We start from the raw sequence: 22,203 nt of genomic DNA, 5'->3' as shown, positions 1-22,203 counted from the left end.
CGCCGGCCCCGGCCGCCCAGGCCCCGGCCCCCGCCCCGGCCGCTCCGGCCCCCGCGAAGCCCGCCGTCGAGAAGCCCACTCCGGCGCAGCCGCAGCCGACGGCCAAGGCCGCCCCGGCCACCGAGGCTGCCCAGGGACCCGAGTACGTGACGCTGCGCGGCCCTTCCGCGGCCGTGGCGAAGAACATGCACGCCTCGCTGGAGCTGCCCACGGCCACGTCCGTGCGCGCCGTCCCGGTGAAGCTGCTGTTCGACAACCGCATCGTCATCAACAACCACCTCAAGCGCGCCCGTGGCGGCAAGGTCTCCTTCACGCACATCATCGGCTACGCCATGGTGCAGGCGCTGAAGATCATGCCCGCGATGAACTGGTCGTTCGCGGAGAAGGACGGCAAGCCGACGCTGGTCAAGCCCGACCACGTCAACCTGGGCCTCGCCATCGACCTGGTCAAGCCCAACGGCGACCGCCAGCTGGTCGTCGCGGCCATCAAGAAGGCCGAGACCCTCAACTTCTTCGAGTTCTGGCAGGCCTACGAGGACATCGTCCGCCGCGCCCGCATCGGCAAGCTGACGATGGACGACTTCTCCGGCGTCACCGTCTCGCTCACCAACCCCGGCGGCATCGGCACCGTCCACTCGGTGCCGCGCCTGATGCCCGGCCAGTCGGTGATCCTCGGCGTCGGCTCCATGGACTACCCCGCCGAGTTCCAGGGCACCTCGCAGGACACCCTGAACAAGCTGGGCATCTCCAAGGTCATGACGCTGACCAGCACCTACGACCACCGGGTCATCCAGGGTGCGGCGTCGGGCGAGTTCCTGCGCATCATGAACCAGCTCCTGCTGGGCGAGAACAACTTCTTCGACGACATCTTCAAGGCGCTGCGCATCCCCTACGAGCCGGTCCGCTGGCTCAAGGACATCGACGCCAGCCACGACGACGACGTCACCAAGGCCGCCCGCGTCTTCGAGCTGATCCACTCCTACCGGGTCCGCGGCCACGTCATGGCCGACACCGACCCGCTGGAGTACAAGCAGCGCAAGCACCCCGACCTCGACATCACCGAGCACGGCCTCACCCTGTGGGACCTGGAGCGTGACTTCGCCGTCGGCGGTTTCGCCGGCAAGTCGCTGATGAAGCTGCGCGACATCCTCGGTGTGCTGCGCGACTCGTACTGCCGCACCGTCGGCATCGAGTTCATGCACATCCAGGACCCGCTGCAGCGCAAGTGGATCCAGGACCGCGTCGAGCGCCCGCACACCAAGCCCGAGCGCGACGAGCAGCTGCGCATCCTGCGCCGCCTCAACGCCGCGGAGGCCTTCGAGACCTTCCTGCAGACGAAGTACGTCGGCCAGAAGCGCTTCTCCCTGGAGGGCGGCGAGTCCGTCATCCCGCTCCTCGACGCCGTCATCGACGCCGCCGCCGAATCGCGGCTGGACGAGGTCGTCATCGGCATGGCCCACCGCGGCCGGCTGAACGTGCTGGCCAACATCGTCGGCAAGTCGTACGCGCAGATCTTCCGCGAGTTCGAGGGCAACCTCGACCCGAAGTCGATGCACGGCTCCGGCGACGTGAAGTACCACCTGGGCGCCCAGGGCACCTTCACCGGCCTGGACGGCGAGCAGATCACCGTCTCGCTGGCCGCGAACCCCTCGCACCTGGAGGCGGTCGACCCGATCGTCGAGGGCATCGCCCGTGCCAAGCAGGACGTCATCGGCAAGGGCGGCACGGACTTCACCGTCATGCCGGTCGTGCTCCACGGCGACGCGGCCTTCGCCGGCCAGGGCGTCGTCGCGGAGACCCTGAACATGTCGCAGCTGCGCGGCTACCGCACCGGCGGCACCGTGCACGTGGTGATCAACAACCAGGTCGGCTTCACCGCCGCCCCGGAGTCCTCGCGCTCGTCGATGTACTCCACCGACGTCGCGCGCATGATCGAGGCGCCGATCTTCCACGTGAACGGCGACGACCCGGAGGCCGTGGTCCGCGTCGCGCGGCTCGCCTTCGAGTTCCGCCAGGCGTTCAACAAGGACGTCGTCATCGACCTCATCTGCTACCGCCGCCGCGGTCACAACGAGGCCGACAACCCGTCCTTCACCCAGCCGCTGATGTACGACCTGATCGACAAGAAGCGCTCGGTGCGCAAGCTCTACACCGAGTCCCTCATCGGTCGCGGCGACATCACCCTGGAGGAGGCCGAGCAGGTCCTGCAGGACTACCAGGGCCAGCTGGAGAAGGTCTTCACCGAGGTCCGCGAGGCGACCGCGCCGGCCGCCCCGCAGGAGGAGGAGAACCAGGCCACCGGCCCGGAGTTCCCCGTCCCGGCGGACACCGCGATCAGCCAGGAGACCGTCAAGCGGATCGCGGCCTCCCAGGTCAACATCCCCGAGCGGATCACCGTCCACCCGCGTCTGATGCCGCAGCTGCAGCGCCGCGCGGCCATGGTCGAGGACGACACCATCGACTGGGCCATGGGCGAGACCCTCGCCATCGGCTCCCTGCTGATGGAGGGCACCCCGGTCCGGCTCGCCGGCCAGGACTCCCGCCGCGGCACCTTCGGCCAGCGGCACGCCGTCCTGGTCGACCGGGAGACCGGCGAGGACTACACCCCGCTGCTCTACCTCGCCGAGGACCAGGCGCGCTACAACGTCTACGACTCGCTGCTCAGCGAGTACGCGGCGATGGGCTTCGAGTACGGCTACTCGCTGGCCCGCCCGGACGCGCTGGTCGCCTGGGAGGCCCAGTTCGGTGACTTCGTCAACGGCGCCCAGACCGTCGTCGACGAGTTCATCTCCTCCGCCGAGCAGAAGTGGGGCCAGACCTCCGGCGTCACCCTCCTGCTGCCGCACGGCTACGAGGGCCAGGGCCCGGACCACTCCTCCGCCCGCATCGAGCGCTTCCTGCAGCTGTGCGCGCAGAACAACATGACGGTCGCGGTCCCGACCACCCCGGCGAACTACTTCCACCTCCTGCGGTGGCAGGTCCACAACCCGCACCACAAGCCGCTCATCGTCTTCACCCCGAAGTCGATGCTGCGCCTGAAGGCGGCGACCTCGAAGACGGAGGAGTTCACCTCCGGCCAGTTCCAGCCGGTCATCGGTGACAGCACCGTCAAGCCCGAGGACGTCCGCAAGGTCGTCTTCTGCTCCGGCAAGGTCTACTACGACCTCGTCGCCGAGCGCGAGAAGCGTGGTGCCTTCGACACCGCCCTCATCCGCATCGAGCGTCTCTACCCGCTGCCGGGCCTGGAGATCCAGGCCGCCCTGGCCCCGTTCACCAAGGCCCAGAAGTATGTCTGGGCCCAGGACGAGCCGGCCAACCAGGGTGCCTGGCCGTTCATCGCCCTCAACCTGATCGACCACCTCGACCTGGTGCTCGGCGCCGCGCCCGACAACGCCGACCGGCTGCGTCGTGTGTCGCGTCCGTCCTCCTCGTCGCCGGCGGTCGGTTCCGCCAAGCGGCACCAGCAGGAGCAGGAGCAGCTGGTGCACGAGGTCTTCGAGCTCTGAGGCCCGTAGTCCCCGGTACGACGCGCAGGGGCCCCGCACTCGTCGAGTGCGGGGCCCCTGCGCGTACGCCGGCAGGAGGGGCCCCCGGCCCGGGCGGCGGGAGTACCTATCCTGGCCTGGTACGTCATCCTTCGACCCTGATCCGGAGCACCCCTTGTACTTCACCGACCGCGGCATCGAGGAGCTGGAGAACCGGCGCGGCCAGGAGGAGGTCACCTTCGAGTGGCTCGCCGAGCGGCTGCGGGAGTTCGTCGACCTCAACCCCGAGTTCGAGATCCCGGTGGAGCGGCTGGCGACGTGGCTGGCCCGGCTGGACGACGACGAGGACGAGTAGCCGCGAGCGGCGGGACCGCCGGGCTCAGGTGCGGAAGGCGCCGAACCGGACCCCGTCGCCGCAGACGCTGAAGACCGCCGGGGTGCCGTCGGCCGTGGTGACCTCGACCGTACGGGCCACGTCGTCGGGGAGCGCGACCTGCACCCGGGAGGCCTGGACGGGGCAGACCTCGCGCGCCGAGGGGGTCCCCTCGACGTTGAGGTCGGTGTAGCGGACGTCGGCGACGGCCGTGGTGCCCCCGCGGAGCTCCACGGCTCCGGTGCCGGCCGCGGAGTTGTCCGCCTCGACGGGGGCGGCCTTGTCCTGGTCGTCCCTCGCGGTGAGGGTCGTGGCGCCGGTCAGCGTGCAGGGGGCGCCCGAGGTGTTGGTGACCTCGACCCGGGCGACCGCGGGCTGCGAGGCGGTCGCGTGGACGGTGGCGGCCAGGAAGCGCACGGCGGTCGTGCCGGCCGTGCAGGCGCTCACCCGGGCGTTCGCGGGGCTCACCTCGGCGGCGGGCCCACCGGTCCCGGTACGGGTGCCGCAGGCGGCCAGGGCGAGGCCCGTCAGGAGCAGGACGGTCGCGGCGGTGGCGGTGGCGGTTCGAGGGCCCATGGGGGATGAGCACATCACCCGGCGCCCGTACGGGCGCTCGCGGCGCGCACGGCGCCGCGCCCCGCGGGGAGGACCTCACCCGTTCGCCGCGTGACCGGCCGCGTCCGGGCGCCGTTCCGCCGCGAACCGCCACCGGGGCGCGCACGGCGCTCCCTTGACTTCCGATCCACGCGATATATCGTGTCTATCGGAGAGACGCGATATGTTGCGTTGTCGGCGTTGACCCGGCGTGCCCGGGTGACCCCAAGGAGGGGCGAAATGAGCGGAACCCCCGGCTCACGGGAGTGGACGGTCACCGAGCCGCACAAGATGGTCTTCGACGCGAGCGTCGACACCCTGCACGTCCGGATCGTCAACGGCGCCGTCAACGTGGTCGGCGTCGACGAGGGCCCGGCCCGGCTGGAGGTGAGCGAGCTCGACGGCCCCCCGCTGATCGTGTCGCACGAGGGCGGCACGCTCACCGTCACCTACGAGGACCTGCCCTGGAAGGGCCTGCTCAAGTGGCTCGACCGCAAGGGCTGGCGGCGGCACGCCGTCGTCTCGCTCGCCGTCCCGCAGCGCACCAGCGTGTCGGTGGGGGTGGTCGGGGCGAACGCCGTGATCTCGGGGATCTCGGACCGCACCGCCGTACGGGGCGTCAACGGCGACATCACGCTGGTCGGCCAGGCCGGCCCGGTGACCGCCGAGACGGTCGCGGGGAACGTGGAGGCCCAGGCGGTCTCCGGCGACCTGCGGGTCAACACCGTCTCGGGCGACCTGACCGTGGTCGAGGGCAGCGGCGCCGCCGTCAAGGCCGACTCGGTCAGCGGCAACATGGTGCTCGACCTGGACCCGCGCAGCGGCGCGGACGTCCGCCTGACCTCGGTCTCCGGGGAGATCGCGATCCGCATCCCGGAGCCTGGGGACGCCGAGGTGGACGCCAACACCACCAGCGGCGACGTCTCCTGCGCCTTCGACGAGCTGCGGGTCAGCGGGCAGTGGGGCGCCAAGCGGATCTCCGGCCGGATGGGGTCCGGCGGCTCCCGGCTCAAGGCCACCACGGTGTCGGGCGCCATCGCGCTGCTGCGCCGCCCGCCCCAGGAGGACCACGGACCCGCGGACGCCGATCCGTTCCGGAAGGACGTCTGAGATGGCCCCCGTCTTCGCCCACGGCCGGCTCCGCCTCTACCTGCTCAAGCTGCTGGACGAGGCCCCCCGTCACGGTTACGAGGTGATCCGGCTGCTGGAGGAGCGCTTCCACGGCCTGTACGCCCCCTCCGCCGGCACCGTCTACCCGCGGCTGGCCAAGCTGGAGAAGGAGGGCCTGGTCACCCACTCCACGGAGGGCGGCCGCAAGGTGTACTCGATCACCGACGCGGGCCGCGCGGAACTCGCCTCCCGCAGCGACGAGATCGCCGACCTGGAGAACGAGATCCGCGACTCCGTCTCCACGCTCGCCGCCGAGATCCGCGAGGACGTCCGCGGCGCCGCGGGCGACCTGCGCCGCGAGATCCGGGCGGCCGCCCAGCAGGCGGCGCACACCCAGCCGAAGTCCTCCCCGGCGGACTGGAAGGAGCAGATGCGCCGCTCCAAGGAGGAGATCCGGCAGGCCCGCGAGGAGGCCCGCACCGCCAAGCGCGCCGCCAAGGAGGCCCAGGACGCCGCACGGGACGAGGTGCAGCGCATCGCGCGCCGCGTCCAGGAGGAGGTCCAGGACCACGTCCGGCGCGGCGACTGGCAGACCGGCGTCCGCGAGGGGCTGGCGGAACTCACCCGGGAGCTCGGCCAGTTCGGCCGCACCTCCACCTCCTGGCCGCCGTATGTGAAGCCCGAGCCCGCCGAGGCGCCCGAGTGGGGCGCGGAGGACGCCGCCGTGACCGAGGACCCTGCCCGCGACCTGGAGCGCCTGCTGGACCGCTTCCGCGACGACGTCCGCGACGCCGCCCGCGACAACGGCGTGGACGCCGAGCAGTTGCGCGAGGTCCGCCGCCATCTGTCCACGGCGGCCGCCCACATCGGCGTCGTGCTGCGCGGCAAGCACAAGGGCCGGGACTAGGGCGTGTCCCATGAATAGCGCCGTCCGCCCGGACGGCGGGGCTCGTGGCGGCTGGTGCGTGCTATCGCAAGGCGGAGGATCGGCCTCGTACTGGACGTACGTGGACGACTCCGACAACGCGGCGTGGGGGCACCCCCGGCCGAAGGCTGGGGGAGTGCCGTGCCTGGGGGCACCTCCCAGCGCCAGCTGGGGGAGCGTCACGAGCCAGGCGGGATTCATCAGACACGCCCTGGCCGCAGGGCCCGGACGGGGTCGTCCCCGATGCGTCCGGGGCCCCGCCGGCGGGGCGGAAGTCCGGACGTCCGGACCCGAGCGGGACCCGTGGCGGAGGACGTAGGGAGTTCCCCGATGCCGCGGCCCCCGCCCGCTGGCAGGCTCTCCGATGCGACGGCACCGGCTCCGGCCGGGCGCCGTCGGGTGCGCGCAGGCCGGCCCAGGGGGAGCCGTGCCCGCGGCCCGGCGGCGGCCCGGCCGGTCGACTTCCCGGTGGCCACAGTGCCGGGGGCGGTGTCCGAGCGGCGGGAATCCCGGTGACCCGATGACGACGGCCGTCCCGCACGGTGCGGGGCGCAGTTCCTGCCCGATCGGACGGAGGCGGTGCCCGTGACGCTCAGGAACGCCCATGAACCCCGGAGGACCCAGGGCGGCGCCCGGAACGGCGGACGCGAGACGGCCACCGCCGGAACCGGCTCGGGCACGCTCCGCGGGACCGTCGTCCGGCTCGTCGGCATGGTCGCCGAAAGCCTCAGGGGCACGGCAGCCGAGGCACCCGAGGTCGTCGACCTCGACCGGCCGCCCCGCTCCCGCTCGGAGGTCGCCTTGCGCAGGTCCGCCGTCGAGGAATCCCCCCGGGGCAGGATCGCCGGGCGCATGGTGACTCCCCCGACACTCCCCCGGCGGGGCGCACCCGCGGCCCCGCCCGTGCCCCCGCCCGTGCCCCCGAAGGCGACCGGGACGCACGTCCCCCTCCCCGACGGCATACGCCTGACGGCGTGGGTCACCGGCGACGGGCACGGGGTCACGGTGATCATCCGCAATCCCCACCCGGCCCGTTCCCTGGCCGGGGCCGCGTGGCGGTCCGCCTTCACCGCGGACGGGTCCGCGTCACCGGTGCTCCGCGTCACCGTCCACGGGGTGCCGTACGCCTGGAAGCCGTCCGCCGGGGAGAGCGCCTTCCCCGAGGACGCCGAACTGGCGTGCCGCGCGCAGGGCGGCGACCCCGTCCCGGGGCCCCCCGAGGCCGGGCAGCCGGTGGAGGTCACGCTGCGGGAGGGGCGGCCACCGGTCACCAAGACGCTGTGGACACCGCTGAGCTGACCGCCCGGAGCCTGCTCACCGCACCATGCCGGCCGCCGCCAGCGTACGGGCGAGGTCGGAGCGCGACCGGATGCCGAGCTTGCGGTACACCCGCGTGAGGTGCGCCTCCACGGTCTTGCGGGACAGGAACAGGGTCGAGGCGGTCTCCAGGTTGCTCAGCCCCCCGGCGACGGCGCGGGCTATCTGGAGTTCCTGGGCGGTCAGCAGGTCGGCGAGGGAGACCTGCGCCCGCTGCGGCGCGACGCGGTGTCCGGCCGCCGCCAGTTCGGCCTCCGCCCTCGCGGCCCAGGGACGCGCGCCCAGCGCGCTGAAGGTGGTGAGGGCCGCGAGCAGCGGGACGCGGGCCTCCGCGGGGCGGCGCAACCGCCGCATCACCTCCCCGTGCACCAGAGCCGTCCGCGCCTGGTCGAAGGGCATCTCCCGGCGGGCGTGCGCCCGGTCCGCCGCGGCGAACAGCCGTACCGCCTCGTCCGCGTCGGTCGCCAGCAGACCGCGGCAGCGTGCCGTCGCCGCCTCGGGCCAGGCCAGGCCGGTGGCCCGGGCCCGCTCGTCGAGCCAGTCGGCCAGGCCGGCCGCCCGGTCGCGGTTCCCGCCGCGGACGTGCGCCTCCGCCAGGTCGGCCACGAAGGTCAGCATGTTGGGATTGCCCAGCCCGCAGTCCTCGGCGAGCGCGAAGGCCCGCTCCAGATGGCGAACGCACTCGTCCGGGTCACCCGCGGTGAGTGCCGCCGAGCCGAGGGCCCCGAGAGCCAGGACTTCCAGGCCGTGCGTCACCGGCCAGCCGTTCCGCTCCCGATAGGCCGCGATGTGCCGCTCGCAGCCCTGGCGGTCGCCGCGGCGCCCGTCGATACGGGCGAGCAGGATGGCGGCGTAGCTGCCCATGGTGACCTGGCCCAGCTCGCGTGCCCAGCGGACGGCCTCGACGGCGTCGGCCCTCGCCGCCGCCCAGTTCCGCCAGCTCTCGGCCTCGCACCGGCCGGCCAGGGCGTAGGCGAGCAGTCCCACCGAGGCGCCGCGCCGGATCCGCTCGACGACCTCGCCGAGCAGGGAGGCCGCGGCAGCGTCCTCGTCGGCCCAGGAGAGGGCCTCGCCTATCTGCACCGTCAGTTGCTGCAGCTCGGGGGTGACGGCCTCGGGAAGGGCCGCCCGCTCCCGCAGCAGCAGTTCCCTGCCTTCCCGCACCTGGCCGGCCAGCGCCATGGTGGCACCGAGCAGGGCACCGCCCAGTCGTGGCCGCCGTCCCGGTGCGCCGTGCCCGTCACCGCCGGTTCCGGAGGGGGCCGTCCCGGCCGTCCCCTCGGTGAACTCCGCGCAGCGGCGGGCGAGATCGAGCGCGAGGCCGGTCTGCCCGGACATGGCGGTGGGCAAGGTGGCTGCGCCGTACAGCACACCGGCGCGGTGCGGGTCGACGGCGCGCACGCTCTCGGCGGCCGACACCAGGACGCGGTGCGCGCGCCCGGGATCGCCCAGCCAGGCGTGCGCCTGTCCGCGGACCAGGTCGATGTCCGCGGTGAGGCGGAGGTCCGGACTCCACCGCAGCGCCTCCTCGCACCAGTGGACGGTCTTGCGCGCGGCGCCGCTGTGGAAACCGTCGACCGCCGCGTTGAGCAGGCGCACCGCCCGGTCGGACGGCGCCGGAGACAGCTCGGCGGCCCGGTGCCAGGTCTCCGCGGCGCTGCCCGGCGCACCACGCCGCCTCGCCTGTTCGGCCGCGTCCGCCAGTGCCCTGGCCACCTGTTCGTCGGGCCCCGTGGCGGCCGCCGCGAGATACCAGGCCCGGAGCTCGGGAGGAGCGCAGTCGGCCAGGACCCGGTACATCCGCAGCCGTCGCGCCGGCGGGCATCCGTGCAGCACCAGCCCCCGCAGCACGGGGTGGCGCAGCCGGTACCCGGATCCCGGTTCGAGGACGACGAGGCCGGCGACCTCGGCCGGCTGCAGCGCTGCCGTCGACAGACCCACCGAGGCCAGCACCGTCTCGAAGACGGTGCCGTCCCCCGAGCGGCTCGCCGCCAGGTAGGTCAGCGCCTCCCGGGCGGCCGGGGGCAGTGCCCGCAAGGGTCCCCGCCAGGCGCGTTCGACCAGCGGGCGGGGGCTGGACCAGGCACCGGCCAAGGGGTCCTCTGCCTCGTCCGCCGACGGATCCGGAGCGTGCCTCCTGTCCCGCAGCAACGCGGCGTACTCGACCAGTACGAGGGGGTTCCCGAGGCTCAGCTCCACCAGCCGGGCCACGGCGGCGTCCTCCGGATCGAGCCCCATGCCCAGGAGCAGCTCCGCGCAGGCGGCGCCGTCCAGGCCGGACAGGGCCAGCCCGGGCACGCCGGCCCAGCCCGTCTCCGGTTCGGCGCCGTGCCGGGTCGCCATGGCCAGCAGCACGCGCTCCCGCTCGAGCCGGCGGGCCACGAACTGCAGCACGTGCCGGGAGGACGAGTCCGCCCACTGCAGGTCGTCCACGAGGACGAGCAGCGGTTCGGCATCCCCGGCCGCGGCCAGGACGCCGAGGGCACCCGAGCACACCGCGTACAGGGTGGGCTCCGCCGGCTCCGACAGCGCCAGGCAGCCTTCGAGCGCGCGCCGCTGAGGCGGCGGCAGCTCCGCGAAGTGTGCGCGCAGTGGGAGCAGGACGTCGGCGAGTACGGAGTACGGAAGCACCGCCTCGGACTCCACGCCGCGCGCCCGCAGGACCCGCCCCGCGTGACCGCGCGCCGCGTAGGCCAGCAACTCGCTCTTGCCGACCCCCGGCTCGCCGGTCAGCAGGACGGCCCCGCCCCGTTCCGGGAGCCCGGCCAGCAGACCGTCCAGCTCCGCGCGCTCCCGCGCCCGGCCGAACAGCCGCAGTCCACCCGGTGCGTCATCCCCACCGGTCCCCCCGGCACTTCCGGTCCCCACCGCGTTCTCCGTGTCCATCGCCCCACCCCGAAGTCTCCGGCCACCACGTCGCGGACCAGATTGCCGCAGTCCTTGTGATGCCGCAGCCACCGGGATGGTGGGCCCTGGCATGCGGTGACGATCGGGGACGTCCCGGGCGGCGCCGCGCCGGTGTGGCTGCCGGCGCACGTACTGCTCTCCCGGCGTTCCCAACGGCCTTGGGCCCGGGGCCCGCTGAGGCCCGCGGACCCACGCGCCGGGCCTCAGACCGTCAGGACGACCTTCCCGAACAGGTCCCCGCCCGCCATCTTCTCGAAGCCCTCGCGGGCCCGGTCCAGCGGCAGCACGGTGTCGATGACCGGGCGCACCCCGGTGACGGCGCAGAAGCTCAGCAGATCCTCCAGCTCGTCCTTGGTGCCCATGGTCGAGCCGACGACCTTGAGTTCCAGGAAGAAGATCCGGTTGAGCTCGGCGGCCTTCGGGTTGGGCCCGGAGGTCGCGCCGGAGATCACCAGCGTGCCGCCGGGGCGCAGGGACTTGACCGAGTGGGACCAGGTCGCGGCGCCGACGGTCTCGATGACCGCGTCCACGCGCTGCGGCAGCCGGGCGCCCGGCTCGAAGGCGGCGTCGGCGCCGAGGTCCTCGGCGCGCCCCCGCTTGGCCTCGTCGCGGCTGGTGGCGAAGACCCGCAGGCCCGCGGCCTTGGCCAGCACGATCGCGGCCGTGGCGACGCCGCCGCCCGCGCCCTGGACCAGGACCGAGTCACCGGGGCGCACCCCCGCGTTGGTGAAGAGCATCCGGTAGGCGGTCAGCCAGGCCGTGGGCAGGCAGGCGGCCTCCTCGAAGGAGAGCTCCTTCGGCTTGGGCAGCAGGTTCCAGGTGGGCACGGAGACCTTCTCGGCGAAGGTGCCCTGGTACTTCTCGGTGAGGATGCTGCGCGGCTCGTCGGGGCCCACCCCGTGCCCGCTCAGGCCGACGACGGGGTAGACGACGACTTCGTTGCCGTGCTCGTCGATCCCGGCGGCGTCGCAGCCGAGGATCATCGGCAGGCTCTCCTCGCCGAGCCCCACCCCGCGCAGCGACCACAGGTCGTGGTGGTTCAGGGAGGCGGCCTTGACGGTGACGGTGCTCCAGCCGGGCCGTGCCTCCGGCTCGGGGCGCTCCCCGAGTTCGAGGCCGCTCAGCGGCTGGTCGCGGTCGATTCGGGCGGCGTAGGCAGCGAACATGACCTTGACGCTAGCGCCGCGCGGTGCCCCGGCGTAACCGCACGGGGATGTGACACGCGCCGCGCGGTGCGGTGCCCCCGACCGGCGGGCACCGCGCCGCGCGGGCGGCGTGGTCTGCGGGCGTACGGCGCGCTCAGCGCCGGGCGACGCCCTCGGCGCGTGCGGCCGCGGCCACGGCGGCGGAGACCGCGGGGGCCACGCGCTCGTCGAAGGGCGAGGGGATCACGCAGTCGGCGGACAGTTGGCCGTCCACGACGGCGGCCAGCGCCTCGGCGGCGGCGATCTTCATGCCCTCGGTGATCCGGGAGGCCCGCACCTGCAGCGCGCCCGCGAAGATGCCGGGGAAGGCGAGCACGTTGTTGATCTGGTTCGGGAAGTCGCTGCGCCCGGTGGCGACGACGGCCGCGTACCTGTGCGCCACGTCGGGGTGGATCTCCGGCGTGGGGTTGGCCATCGCGAAGATGAAGCAGCCCTTCGCCATGGTGGCCACGGCCTCCTCCGCCACGGTGCCGCCGGAGACGCCGATGAAGACGTCCGCACCCGCGAGCGCCTCCTCCAGGGTCCCGGTGAGCCCGGCCCGGTTGGTGTACGTGGTGAGCTCGCGCTTGGCGGAGTTCAGGTCCTCGCGGCCCGCGTGCACCACGCCCTTGCGGTCGGTGACGGCGACGTCCCCGATGCCGGCCTCGACGAGGATCTTGGCGATGGCGACGCCCGCGGCACCGGCCCCGGAGATCACCGCGCGCAGTTCGCCCAGCGCGCGCCCGGTCAGCCGGGTGGCGTTGCGGAGCGCGGCGAGCGTGACGACGGCCGTGCCGTGCTGGTCGTCGTGGAAGACCGGGATGTCCAGGCGCTCCTGCAGCTTGCGCTCGATCTCGAAGCAGCGGGGGGCGGAGATGTCCTCCAGGTTCACCCCGCCGAAGGAGGGTGCGAGGCGCACGACGGTGTCGACGATCTCGTCCACGTCGGTGGTGGCGAGCGCGATCGGGACCGCGTCCACGCCGCCGAACTGCTTGAAGAGGATCGCCTTGCCCTCCATCACCGGCAGGGACGCCTCCGGGCCGATGTCACCGAGGCCCAGCACCGCCGTACCGTCCGTGACCACGGCCACGACCTGGGACTTCCACGTGTAGTCGTGGACCAGCTCGGGCTGCTCGGCGATGGCGGTGCACACCCGGGCCACGCCCGGCGTGTAGGCGAGCGACAGGTCGTCGGCGTTCCGCACCGGGACGGTGGCGGTCACCTCCATCTTGCCGCCGCGGTGGAGGGCGAACACCGGGTCCACGGGGCTTTCCGGGCCGTCGCTGTCGGCGCTCTCCGCGTGATCGGTGCTGTCGGTGCTGTCCGTGCCGTCGGTGCGAGGATTGACAATCTCCGCTGCCACTGTTGACCCCTTTGTCCGAATTGTCTATGAGGGTACTACCCCCTACAACAGGGGATAGGTGGGCTCGGCTTCCGTACACCCGGACTCGAGTGGTCCCGGGCGCGACGGAGGCCAGGCGCGCCGCACGCACGCCGAGGGGCCCCCGGTGAGGGGTAAGGGTCTGTTGTACCGGAAGACGGTTTCCGCTGACGAGTCTGTGCGCCGCACCACGGTGTCGCACATCGGGAACTTCTGCGCACAACGCAACAAGTCGTCCGAATAGCGGGACAAGGAAAGTGATGCACGCAACTTCGCAGCACGGCCCCATCACGGTCCGGCCTTGGTGTACCGGCCTGGTGGGGGGCCAGGGGATCGCCCGTTATGCGATTTTGACACATCCGGACACCCAAGAGGACGTGTCCGGATGGCAAGATGCGGAGATCACACGCGTTCACGACACCCGAACGTGTGTACCCGGAAGATCGGCTGCTCCCAGGATTCCCCGCAGGAGGAACCAGCAATGACCGCACGTACCACCCGTCGCTCGACCGTGACGAGCCGCTTCGCCGCGGTCGGAGCGATCGCGGTCGCCGGCGCCCTCGTCCTCACCGGTTGCGGCGACCAGACGGACAAGGGCGGCTCCTCGTCCGCGTCGAGCGACGCGTCCAAGGCGCCCCTCTTCGACAAGCTGCCGAAGTCGGTGCAGTCGGCGGGCGTGCTCAAGGTCGGCTCGGACATCGCGTACCCGCCGGTGGAGTTCGTCAAGGACGGCAAGAACGTCGGCATCGACCCGGACCTGGCCGACGCGATGGCCAAGCAGCTCGGCGTGAAGGTCGAGTTCAACAACGGCACCTTCGACACCCTGCTCACCGGTCTGCGCGCCAAGCGCTACGACATGGTGATGTCCGCGATGAGCGACACCAAGGACCGCCAGGAGGGTGTCGACTCCTCCACGGGCAAGAAGGTCGGCGAGGGCGTCGACTTCGTGGACTACTTCACCGCGGGCTCCTCGATCATCGTGAAGAAGGGCAACCCGGAGGGCGTCAAGTCGCTCGCCGACCTGTGCGGCAAGAAGGTGGCCGTGCAGCGCGGCACCACTTCCCAGGACCTGCTCAAGGCCCAGAAGTGCGACAAGCCGATGTCGATCCAGGCCTTCGACACCGACACCGAGGCGCAGACCCGCCTGAAGGCCGGCGGCGTCGTCGCCGACGTCTCCGACTTCCCGGTCGCCGCGTACGCCGTGAAGACCTCCGGCGGCGGCAACGACTTCGAGCTCGCCGGCGAGCAGGTCGAGGCCGGCCCGTACGGCATCGCGGTCGCCAAGACCAACACCGAGCTGCGCGACGCGCTGCAGGCCGCGCTGACCGCCGTCATCAAGGACGGCTCCTACACCAAGGTCCTGGAGAAGTGGGGCGTCACCGACGGCGCCGTCACCGAGGCCAAGATCAACGGCGGCTCCTGAGTCACGACAGCAAGAGGCTTCCCTCCATGTCCGAAGCGAATGACAAGGTCCCGGCCGGCACCCCGGCCGGGACCCCGCCCGCCGAGGCCTCCCGCCCGGAGGCCATCAAGGCGATCCCCGTACGGCACTACGGCCGCTGGATCTCGGCGATCCTGGTGCTCGCCGTGCTCGGGCTGCTGGTCAACGCGTTCGCCAACGCGAACGTGAACTACGGGGCGATCCCGGACTTCCTGTTCGATTCCGCGGTGCTCAAGGGCCTGCGGAACACGGTCGTCATCACCGTGGTCTCGATGGCGCTGGGCCTGGTCCTGGGCATCGTGCTCGCGGTGATGCGGCTGTCGAAGAACCCCGTGACCTCCTCGGTGGCCTGGGGCTACATCTGGTTCTTCCGCGGCACCCCGGTCTACGTCCAGCTGCTCATCTGGTTCAACCTGGCGCTGATCTTCCCGGTCATCAATCTCGGCTTCTACAAGGACGAGATGAACCAGTTCATGACCCCCTTCATGGCCGCGCTGCTCGGCCTGGGTCTGAACGAGGCCGCGTACATGTCCGAGATCGTGCGGGCCGGCATCCAGTCCGTCGACGAGGGCCAGACCGAGGCGTCGCACGCGCTGGGCATGACCCAGGGCCAGAACCTGCGCCGTGTGGTGCTGCCGCAGGCGATGCGGGTGATCGTCCCGCCGACCGGCAACGAGTTCATCAACATGCTGAAGACCTCGTCGCTGGCCGCGCAGGCCGCCCAGTACGCCGAACTGCTGCGCTCCACCACCGACATCGGCAACACCACCGGTGCCACCGTGGAGATGCTCTTCCTCGCCGCGGTCTGGTACCTCGTCCTCACCTCGGTGTTCTCGGTGGGCCAGTACTACCTGGAGCGCCGTTACGCCCGCGGGACGACCCGCAACCTGCCGCCCACCCCGTGGCAGCGGGTCAAGGCCAACCTGGGCACCTTCCGCCGCCCGGAGGTGGCACGATGACCGACTTCAGCAAGGGCACCGGCGCCCACCCGATGGTCAAGGCCGAGGCGGTGCACAAGCACTTCGGCCTGGCCCACATCCTCAAGGGCATCGACCTGGAGGTCGCCCCGCGTGAGGTGTTCTGCCTGATCGGCCCGTCGGGCTCGGGCAAGTCCACCTTCCTGCGGTGCATCAACCACCTGGAGAAGATCAGCGGCGGCCGGCTCTCGGTCGACGGCGAGCTGGTCGGCTACCGGCAGAAGGGCGACAAGCTCTACGAGCTCAAGGACCGCGAGGTCGCCGCGAAGCGCCGCGACATCGGCATGGTCTTCCAGCGCTTCAACCTCTTCCCCCACATGACCGCGATCGAGAACGTGATCGAGGCTCCGGTGCGGGTGAAGAAGGAGGCCAAGGCCGTCGCCCGCGAGCGCGCGCTGGCCCTGCTGGACCGGGTCGGCCTGCGCGACAAGGCCGGGCACTACCCCGCCCAGCTCTCCGGTGGTCAGCAGCAGCGGGTGGCCATCGCCCGCGCGCTGGCGATGGAGCCGAAGCTGATGCTCTTCGACGAGCCCACCTCCGCGCTCGACCCGGAGCTGGTCGGCGACGTCCTGGACGTCATGCGGGGCCTCGCCGAGGACGGCATGACGATGATCGTGGTCACCCATGAGATGGGCTTCGCCCGCGAGGTCGGCGACGCCCTGGTCTTCATGGACGACGGCGTCGTCGTCGAGTCCGGCCACCCGCGCGACGTGCTCACCGACCCGCAGCACGACCGCACCAAGGCCTTCCTCTCCAAGGTCCTCTGACCGCGCGTGCGTGAGGGGCGGCGCCGATCGGCGCCGCCCCTCACGCGTTCCCCCGCTGCGGGGTACGGATCACTTCAGCCCGAGGACGATCGCATCCGACACCGAACGCCAGACCTCCCGGGCCTCGCCGAAGCCGGCCTCCCGCAGGGCCGCGGCGTGCCAGGCCGGGGGCAGCTCGTCGCCGTCGGCGTGGGAACCGTAGATCACGAACCGCTCCTCGGTGGGACCGGCCAGCACGGGGTCGGCCTTGGCAGTGGCCCACCACTGCTCCCAGTCCAGCACGCCCTCCGCCCTCCGCCGCTCGCGGCGGGCCCGGTCCAGCTCGCGCACGGCCGCGTTGAGCCGCGGCGTCGAGGCGTCGGGCATGTGGTCGGCGTTGAGGAACACCCCGCCGTCGAGCAGCAGGCCGGCCAGCGTCCCGTACAGGGCCTCGAGCGGCCCGGGCTTCAGCCAGTGCAGGGCGGTCGCGGTGAGCACGGCGTCGTAGGTGTCGTACGGCAGGGCCTGCGGCCAGTGCGGGTCGCGCAGGTCGGCGGTGACGAACTCGATCCTGCGCTCGCCGGCGAAGTGGCCGCGGGCGATCGCCAGCAGCGCCGGGTCGAGGTCCACGCCGGTCGACACGGCGTCCGGGAAGCGCCGCAGCAGCCGGTCGGAGATGCTGCCCGTGCCGCAGGCCAGGTCCAGCACCCGGGGTGCGGGGCCGATCAGCGCCTCCACCATGTCGAGCATGACCCGGAACCGCTCCTCGCGGTTCGGCAGGTACCACTCCTGCTGCCGGTCCCAGCTGTCCTGCCAGGCCTGCCAGTCGGTCACCGCCGCAGTGGTGTCGGACATACGGTTCCCCTCCAGTCGTAATACCCTTAGAGCAAGAGCAGTCATTACCGACCTTAGAGCGCACGCGTAAGGACTACAAGTGGAACTCGCCTATTACTCCGACTACGCCGTGCGCCTGGTGAACAGCGAGGAGCCCGAGCGCGGCATCGACCATCTGACCTCGGTCGATGCCGTGCGCGAGCTGTTCGGTCCGGCCAGCCAGGCGGCGGGCCGCGTGGGCGACGCCGACGTACAGCGGCTGCGCACCGTCCGGACCCGGCTGCGCGGCGTCTTCGAGGCCGCCTCCGAGGGCGACGAGGTGCGCGCCGTGGACCTGCTGAACGCACTGCTGCTGGAGTTCCCGGTCAGCCCGCAGATCTCCGGCCACGAGTACCTCGACGAGAGCGGCCGGCCGGACTGGCACATGCACCTCGCCGAGCACGCGGCCACGGCGACCGCCTCCTACGCCGCGACCGCCTGCATGGGCCTGGCCTTCCAGCTCACCGACCTCGGTGTGGACCGGCTCGGCATCTGCCAGGCCACCACGTGCCGCAACGCCTACATCGACACCTCGACCAACCGGTCCCGCCGCTACTGCTCGGACCGCTGCGCGACCCGCGCCAACGTCGCGGCCTACCGCGCCCGCAAGCGCCTGGAGAACGAGCGGTCCGCCCTGAGCGGCCTGACGCAGGTCACCAGCCAGCCCGCCACGCCGGCCGCCGACCGCTGAACCTCGCGCGGCGGCCGGAAGCGCCCGCGTCCCCGGGCGAGCACCAGCTCGTCCGGGACGGTGCCGAACTCCCTGCTGTCGTTCTCCACGAAGGTGTTGTCGCCCAGCACCCACCAGCCGCCCTCGCGCCGCTCCACGGCGCGTTTGACGATCAGCAGGTCCTGCTGGAGCGGATGGCGCAGCACCACCACGTCACCCTCGCGGACCTCCGCGGCACTCCTGACGTGCTGCACCAGCAGCCAGTCGCCGTGCTGCAGCGTCGGCACCATCGACGGACCTGTCACCTCGACCAGCTGGTACGGCACTCTCCTCCTCTGCCCAAGCCCGGGCTCACGCATGCTCAGCCTCCTCCTCCATGCTCCACCAGCCCAGGGTGACACCAGACTTTTGTCCTAAGCACCAAGGGGCACCCGAGAAAACCACTCGACAGGGGAGTAATCTCCCTGGTGGAAAGACGATCACGAGGAAGGACAGTCATGCTCGCTCGCCTGTTCGCGCCCAAGGTCAAGGTCAGCGCCCACTGCGACCTGCCCTGCGGTGTCTACGACCCGGCCCAGGCCCGCATCGAGGCGCAGTCCGTCAAGGCGGTCCAGGAGAAGTACCAGGCCAACGAGGACCCGCACTTCCGGGCCCGCGCCATCGTCATCAAGGAGCAGCGCGCGGAGCTCGTCAAGCACCACCTGTCGGTGCTGTGGAGCGACTACTTCAAGGCGCCGCACTTCGAGAAGTACCCGCAGCTGCACCAGCTCTTCAACGACGCGCTGAAGGCGGGCAGCGCCGCCAAGGCCTCGACCGACCCGGCGACCGGCCAGAAGCTGCTCGACCTGATCGACCAGATCGACGCCATCTTCCAGGAGACGAAGAAGGCCTGACCTGGCGTCGGCGCACCGCGCCCGGTCCGGGCGGCCCCGCAGGGGCCCGCGCGGACCGGGCGCGGTCGTACGCGCCCCCCGATCGGACCGTGACCTCAGGACAGCGCTTCCCGGCGCGCTTTGAATGGGCGCCATGCCGCTGCGCTCCCCCCGGACCTCACGCCCCCGCGCCCTGGCCGCACTCGGCCTGGTGGCCGCGCTGACCGCCGGTGGTCTCGCCGACGCGGTCGCCCTGGCACCCTCCGCGCACGGGGCGGACCCGCCCCTCCCCCTCCGGCGGCGCCGGCACGCTCCCGGACGCACCGCCCGCCCAGCCGCCGCCGTACGGACCCCCCGGGCCGGAGGCAAGTGACGGCCCGGGGGGGCGCTTCCGCGGGGTACCGGCGCGCCACCCCCGAGCCGTCACTCGCGCTCCCGCGTGCGCGAAGGCACGCGCTCCGGAAGGGCGGGGCAATACCGCGGAAGTCCGTGTGCGGGGGGACCGGGCTTTGATGGACTCGCCCCCGTGGCGGTTCCGCTCCCGAGGCCCGGGGTGAAGGTGCAGGTGAGGGGGTGTGGGTCCGGGTCGGGTGGGTGGGGCCGCTGTAGACTCGATCTCACTCGTACGGGTCAACCGACGTGCTAGCAGGAAGAATCCATCCCGTGGTGAACGCACTGCAGGAACTGATCAAGCGCCGGCTGGAGCAGCGGGGCTGGTCGTACGGTGAGGTGGCGCGGCGCGGTGGCGTCCCGCGGTCGACGGTGCATCACCTGGCGACGACCGCGCGGGTGGCCCGGATGCCGCAGCAGTCCACGCTGGAGGGCCTGTCGCGGGGGCTGGAACTGCCGCTGGAGGCGGTACGCCGCGCCGCGGCCGAGGCCTGCGGGATCCACCTGTACGTCGAGGACGGCACCGGCACCACCCCCGACCCCGAGGTGGCCACCCTCATCGCCAGCGTCCAGCAACTGTCCGAAGCCGACCGCCGCCACGTCGCCGCCCTCGTCGAATCCCTCCTCCGCAGCCCCACCCGGTCATAGTCCGCCCGCCGCCGAGCCGTCCGGCGCCGCGCCGTCCGGTGGTCCTGCGCCGCGTGCGGAGCGGCAGCGGTACAGGAAGTCGTCCTGGTCGAGGCCGCACAGCGCCGCCATCGGTTCGACGGGCGGTGGCTCGAAGCGGTACGCCGTCAGCGCGCCGAGCAGCGCGCGGCCGTACGCCGGGCGCGGTGTCCTGCGCTCCGGAGGGGCGGTCCGGAACACGTCAGCACGCCGCCGGTCTGACGACGCGCAGCCAGCCGATGACCGCGTTGACAGTGGCGTAGTCGAGTTCGGCGATCCTGGCGACGGCGTCCGCGTCGTCCCGGCGGACCGGGACCCCGGCGGCGTCGAGGGCGCAGTGCAGCATGACCTGGTGCGCCTGCGTGGGCGGCAGGGTCTGGCCCGCACGGATCTGGGTGCGCAGCAGGTAGGAGATCGGCAACGGGGGCGTCGGTCTGTCCACGGTCATGCTCGGGTTCCCTCGAAGTAGTCGGACAGGGCTGTGGTGAGGTCGAGCCGGCTGTGCCATGTGCGGTGGTCGAGGAGCTCGGTCTGTGTCCGGGCCCAGAAGGCGCCGACCACGGCGTGGTCGTTCCGGTCGGCGACCAGGCCGGTGGGGGGCGCCAGTCCGCGGGCGTGGGCGCGTTCGGTGAAGACGAGGGTGGTGAAGCGCCCCTCGGGCCGGGGCCCGGGGTGGACGGAGTGCCGCAGCACGGCCCTGCTCAGGGCGTCCGCCGCCACGGCGGCGGCCGGCGCGGAACCCGTGCTCCAGCCCATCAGCCGGCGGGCGTGGGCGTCGAGCACGATCACGCAGAGCAGCTCGCCCTGGCGGGTGGCGAGTTCGACGGCGTCGGTCACCCAGAGCCGGTCGGGCACGCCGGGGCGGCCCTGGAGCCCGGCACGCCGCATGAGCAGTTCTACGGTGCCGTGGCTGATGGGGATGCCGTGCCGCAGGGTGAGCTCCTCGTGGATGCGCCGGTACCCGAAGGTGCCGCGCGAGGCGGCGTGGATGGAGCTGATGAGGTCCGTCAGCCACAGGTGCCGGGTGGAGCGGGGCGAGGGAGGCCGGCCGCGCCAGGTGAAGTACCCCGATTCGGAGATGCCGAGGACGCGCGTGGCGGTCCGGATCGGGAGCCCCTCACCGGCCATCACCTGCACGGCCTCAAATCGCCTTTTGGGGACACCACATCGCGCAGCAGCTCGGTGACCCGCCGGTGGACGGCGAGTTCGGTCTCCAGTTCGGTGATGCGCCTGCGGGCCGCGGTCAGCTCTGCGGTGCCCATCGGTGCGCGCCGCGGCCTGCCCAGATGCGGCAGGTGCGTGCGCCGCCATTGGTAGATCGTCTGGTCGCCGAGGCCGAGGTCCAGGGCGACCTTCTTCACCGGCTCGCCCGCGACCAGCAGGTCGAGGGCCTTGCGGCGCAGCTCGGGCGGGTATCGCTTGGGCACTTCGTCCTCCGGAAGGCCGGTCGTGGTCCCGGGCCGGGGACCCGTCTGGGGGTTTGGGGAGGTGAGGGACGTGCCCCCGGCCCGGAAGCGGTGGGGGCGTCAGCTGACGTGGCGGTGCATGGTCACGGTGGGCCGGAACTCCCGCAGCGTGCTCGTTCCGGCTCCGGCCGGGACGGCGGCCGCCGCGCGGTCGAGGACGGCCCTGACCTCGGCGGCGAGGGCGTCCGCGCGGCGCTCGATCTCGGAGATCGGGTCGCCGCACCGCCTCAGCTCGGCCACCCGGCGCCGGATGTCGGCGAGCCGGTCCCGGTCGCGGGCGCTCAGGGAGAGCGGCCGCGGGGTCGCCACGATGAACTGGTAGGCGCCCGCGAAGGTCTGGCATCCGCTGCAGTGCTGGTTGACGGCACGGCTGATGTTCGTCGCGTTGATCCGCCGGAGGTCGACACCGGAGGTGGTGACGATCTGGAAGGAGAGGGCGATCGAACGGCACGGACGGGAGAGCGAGCAGCCGACGGAGGCGGCGACCGCCCGGTTGTGCGCCGCGGCGGCGACGAGCGGCCCGAACTGGTGGATCGAGAACTCCTCGTCGTACTGGACGGGGTGCGCCCGGTTGGCGAGGGTGTGCGCCTCGTCCACGGCGGCGCCGACGCTGCGGGGGATGTGCGACCCCGATGCCGCGCCGGCCGGGGCCGCGGTGGCGAGGGCGACGAGGCCGGCGGTGGTCAGCATGCCCAGCCGGACGGCCTTGCGGCCCACCGTGCTGGTGTGGGGCTTTCGGTGCGTCACGGACTTCTCCTGTACCGATGGAAGGGATGTCGGGGGAAGGGGGAAGGGGAAGGGGAAGGGAAAAGAGGGAGGGCCGGCC

The 22,203-nt window shown here is 72.4% G+C and carries 23 protein-coding genes; 12 read left to right on the top strand and 11 right to left on the bottom strand.

From position 1 onward, the window contains the following. Together PV410_RS39340 and PV410_RS39335 are read left to right on the top strand one after the other, a co-directional pair. Positions 1-3,506, top strand: a 3,506-nt coding sequence (locus PV410_RS39340; protein WP_500331176.1) for a multifunctional oxoglutarate decarboxylase/oxoglutarate dehydrogenase thiamine pyrophosphate-binding subunit/dihydrolipoyllysine-residue succinyltransferase subunit, incomplete at its 5' end; no start/stop codon positions are given. Positions 3,507-3,660: 154 nt separating this feature from the next. After that, on the top strand, positions 3,661-3,840 hold the full coding sequence (locus PV410_RS39335; RefSeq protein WP_431967379.1) for a DUF6104 family protein: 180 nt from the start codon (positions 3,661-3,663) through the stop codon (positions 3,838-3,840). Positions 3,841-3,864: 24 nt separating this feature from the next. On the opposite strand, the gene PV410_RS39330 is transcribed toward PV410_RS39335, so the two are convergent. After that, entirely contained in the window at positions 3,865-4,434 is a 570-nt protein-coding gene (locus PV410_RS39330) for a DUF4232 domain-containing protein (RefSeq protein WP_500331174.1), read from the bottom strand. A 258-nt stretch (positions 4,435-4,692) separates the two neighbouring features. Between PV410_RS39330 and PV410_RS39325 the strand changes: the two genes are divergently transcribed. The 3 genes from PV410_RS39325 to PV410_RS39315 all read left to right on the top strand — a co-directional run bounded on the left by PV410_RS39325 (position 4,693) and on the right by PV410_RS39315 (position 7,786). Continuing rightward, on the top strand, positions 4,693-5,562 hold the full coding sequence (locus PV410_RS39325; RefSeq protein ID WP_500331173.1) for a DUF4097 family beta strand repeat-containing protein: 870 nt from the start codon (positions 4,693-4,695) through the stop codon (positions 5,560-5,562). 1 nt (position 5,563) lies between these two features. Beyond that, the gene (locus PV410_RS39320) at positions 5,564-6,469 is read left to right on the top strand and encodes a PadR family transcriptional regulator (RefSeq protein ID WP_499513919.1); all 906 of its coding nucleotides are present in this window, start codon (positions 5,564-5,566) and stop codon (positions 6,467-6,469) included. Between the two features lie 603 nt (positions 6,470-7,072). Continuing rightward, the gene (locus PV410_RS39315; RefSeq protein ID WP_500331171.1) at positions 7,073-7,786 is read left to right on the top strand and encodes a hypothetical protein; all 714 of its coding nucleotides are present in this window, start codon (positions 7,073-7,075) and stop codon (positions 7,784-7,786) included. A gap of 15 nt (positions 7,787-7,801) precedes the next feature. Here the strand turns inward: PV410_RS39315 and PV410_RS39310 are convergent, their stop codons facing one another. The 3 genes from PV410_RS39310 to PV410_RS39300 all read right to left on the bottom strand — a co-directional run bounded on the left by PV410_RS39310 (position 7,802) and on the right by PV410_RS39300 (position 13,258). After that, a complete protein-coding gene (locus PV410_RS39310) occupies positions 7,802-10,690 on the bottom strand; it encodes a helix-turn-helix transcriptional regulator (protein ID WP_500331170.1) in 2,889 nt (962 codons plus the stop codon). Positions 10,691-10,914: 224 nt separating this feature from the next. Next, positions 10,915-11,877, bottom strand: a complete 963-nt coding sequence (locus tag PV410_RS39305; protein ID WP_500331168.1) for a zinc-binding dehydrogenase — start codon at positions 11,875-11,877, stop codon at positions 10,915-10,917. A 133-nt stretch (positions 11,878-12,010) separates the two neighbouring features. After that, a complete protein-coding gene (locus PV410_RS39300; protein WP_500331167.1) occupies positions 12,011-13,258 on the bottom strand; it encodes an NAD(P)-dependent malic enzyme in 1,248 nt (415 codons plus the stop codon). Between the two features lie 499 nt (positions 13,259-13,757). Here PV410_RS39300 and PV410_RS39295 point away from each other — a divergent pair, with 499 nt between their 5' ends. The 3 genes from PV410_RS39295 to PV410_RS39285 are packed head-to-tail and all read left to right on the top strand — an operon-like array spanning position 13,758 to position 16,461. Further along, complete coding sequence (locus PV410_RS39295) at positions 13,758-14,699, top strand: ABC transporter substrate-binding protein (RefSeq protein ID WP_500331165.1); 942 nt, start codon at positions 13,758-13,760, stop codon at positions 14,697-14,699. A 26-nt stretch (positions 14,700-14,725) separates the two neighbouring features. Beyond that, positions 14,726-15,676: an amino acid ABC transporter permease gene (locus tag PV410_RS39290; RefSeq protein WP_500331163.1), complete on the top strand. Its 951-nt coding sequence runs from the start codon at positions 14,726-14,728 to the stop codon at positions 15,674-15,676. Beyond that, a complete protein-coding gene (locus PV410_RS39285; RefSeq protein WP_500331162.1) occupies positions 15,673-16,461 on the top strand; it encodes an amino acid ABC transporter ATP-binding protein in 789 nt (262 codons plus the stop codon). The genes PV410_RS39290 and PV410_RS39285 overlap by 4 nt, the downstream gene beginning before the upstream one ends. Before the next feature lie 69 nt (positions 16,462-16,530). On the opposite strand, the gene PV410_RS39280 is transcribed toward PV410_RS39285, so the two are convergent. After that, on the bottom strand, positions 16,531-17,295 hold the full coding sequence (locus PV410_RS39280; protein WP_500331160.1) for a methyltransferase domain-containing protein: 765 nt from the start codon (positions 17,293-17,295) through the stop codon (positions 16,531-16,533). 79 nt (positions 17,296-17,374) lie between these two features. On the opposite strand from PV410_RS39280, the gene PV410_RS39275 reads away from it, so the two are divergent. Next, positions 17,375-18,004 (top strand): CGNR zinc finger domain-containing protein, encoded by a 630-nt coding sequence (locus PV410_RS39275; protein ID WP_500331158.1) that lies wholly within the window; start codon positions 17,375-17,377, stop codon positions 18,002-18,004. On the opposite strand, the gene sodX is transcribed toward PV410_RS39275, so the two are convergent. Continuing rightward, the gene (gene sodX, locus PV410_RS39270; protein ID WP_500331157.1) at positions 17,908-18,342 is read right to left on the bottom strand and encodes a nickel-type superoxide dismutase maturation protease; all 435 of its coding nucleotides are present in this window, start codon (positions 18,340-18,342) and stop codon (positions 17,908-17,910) included. The two genes, PV410_RS39275 and sodX, sit on opposite strands and share 97 nt — an antisense overlap. 138 nt (positions 18,343-18,480) lie before the next feature. Between sodX and sodN the strand changes: the two genes are divergently transcribed. The 3 genes from sodN to PV410_RS39255 all read left to right on the top strand — a co-directional run bounded on the left by sodN (position 18,481) and on the right by PV410_RS39255 (position 19,893). Continuing rightward, positions 18,481-18,876 carry a superoxide dismutase, Ni gene (gene sodN, locus PV410_RS39265; RefSeq protein ID WP_018563636.1) on the top strand — a complete coding sequence of 132 codons (396 nt, stop codon included), beginning with the start codon at positions 18,481-18,483 and terminating at the stop codon, positions 18,874-18,876. A gap of 133 nt (positions 18,877-19,009) precedes the next feature. Then, positions 19,010-19,228, top strand: coding sequence for a hypothetical protein (locus PV410_RS39260; protein WP_500331156.1), 219 nt, complete (start codon positions 19,010-19,012; stop codon positions 19,226-19,228). Positions 19,229-19,518: 290 nt separating this feature from the next. Then, entirely contained in the window at positions 19,519-19,893 is a 375-nt protein-coding gene (locus tag PV410_RS39255) for a helix-turn-helix domain-containing protein (protein WP_500331154.1), read from the top strand. Here the strand turns inward: PV410_RS39255 and PV410_RS39250 are convergent. The 5 genes from PV410_RS39250 to PV410_RS39230 all read right to left on the bottom strand — a co-directional run bounded on the left by PV410_RS39250 (position 19,888) and on the right by PV410_RS39230 (position 22,124). Beyond that, positions 19,888-20,112, bottom strand: a complete 225-nt coding sequence (locus PV410_RS39250; RefSeq protein WP_500331153.1) for a hypothetical protein — start codon at positions 20,110-20,112, stop codon at positions 19,888-19,890. The genes PV410_RS39255 and PV410_RS39250 overlap by 6 nt on opposite strands. Position 20,113: 1 nt before the next feature. Beyond that, a complete protein-coding gene (locus tag PV410_RS39245; RefSeq protein ID WP_500331151.1) occupies positions 20,114-20,359 on the bottom strand; it encodes a hypothetical protein in 246 nt (81 codons plus the stop codon). Further along, a complete protein-coding gene (locus PV410_RS39240; RefSeq protein WP_500331149.1) occupies positions 20,356-21,039 on the bottom strand; it encodes an IS3 family transposase in 684 nt (227 codons plus the stop codon). Before PV410_RS39240 ends, PV410_RS39245 begins: the two co-directional genes overlap by 4 nt. Continuing rightward, positions 21,039-21,338 (bottom strand): transposase, encoded by a 300-nt coding sequence (locus PV410_RS39235; protein ID WP_499513905.1) that lies wholly within the window; start codon positions 21,336-21,338, stop codon positions 21,039-21,041. Before PV410_RS39235 ends, PV410_RS39240 begins: the two co-directional genes overlap by 1 nt. 99 nt (positions 21,339-21,437) lie before the next feature. Next, on the bottom strand, positions 21,438-22,124 hold the full coding sequence (locus PV410_RS39230; RefSeq protein WP_500331147.1) for a hypothetical protein: 687 nt from the start codon (positions 22,122-22,124) through the stop codon (positions 21,438-21,440). Positions 22,125-22,203: the final 79 nt, after the last annotated feature.

Source organism: Streptomyces sp. PA03-5A, from assembly GCF_033792725.1.
GTDB lineage: Bacteria > Actinomycetota > Actinomycetes > Streptomycetales > Streptomycetaceae > Actinacidiphila.
Note: the sequence above shows the minus strand (reverse complement) of the source record. Positions and strands in the feature narration are given on the sequence as shown.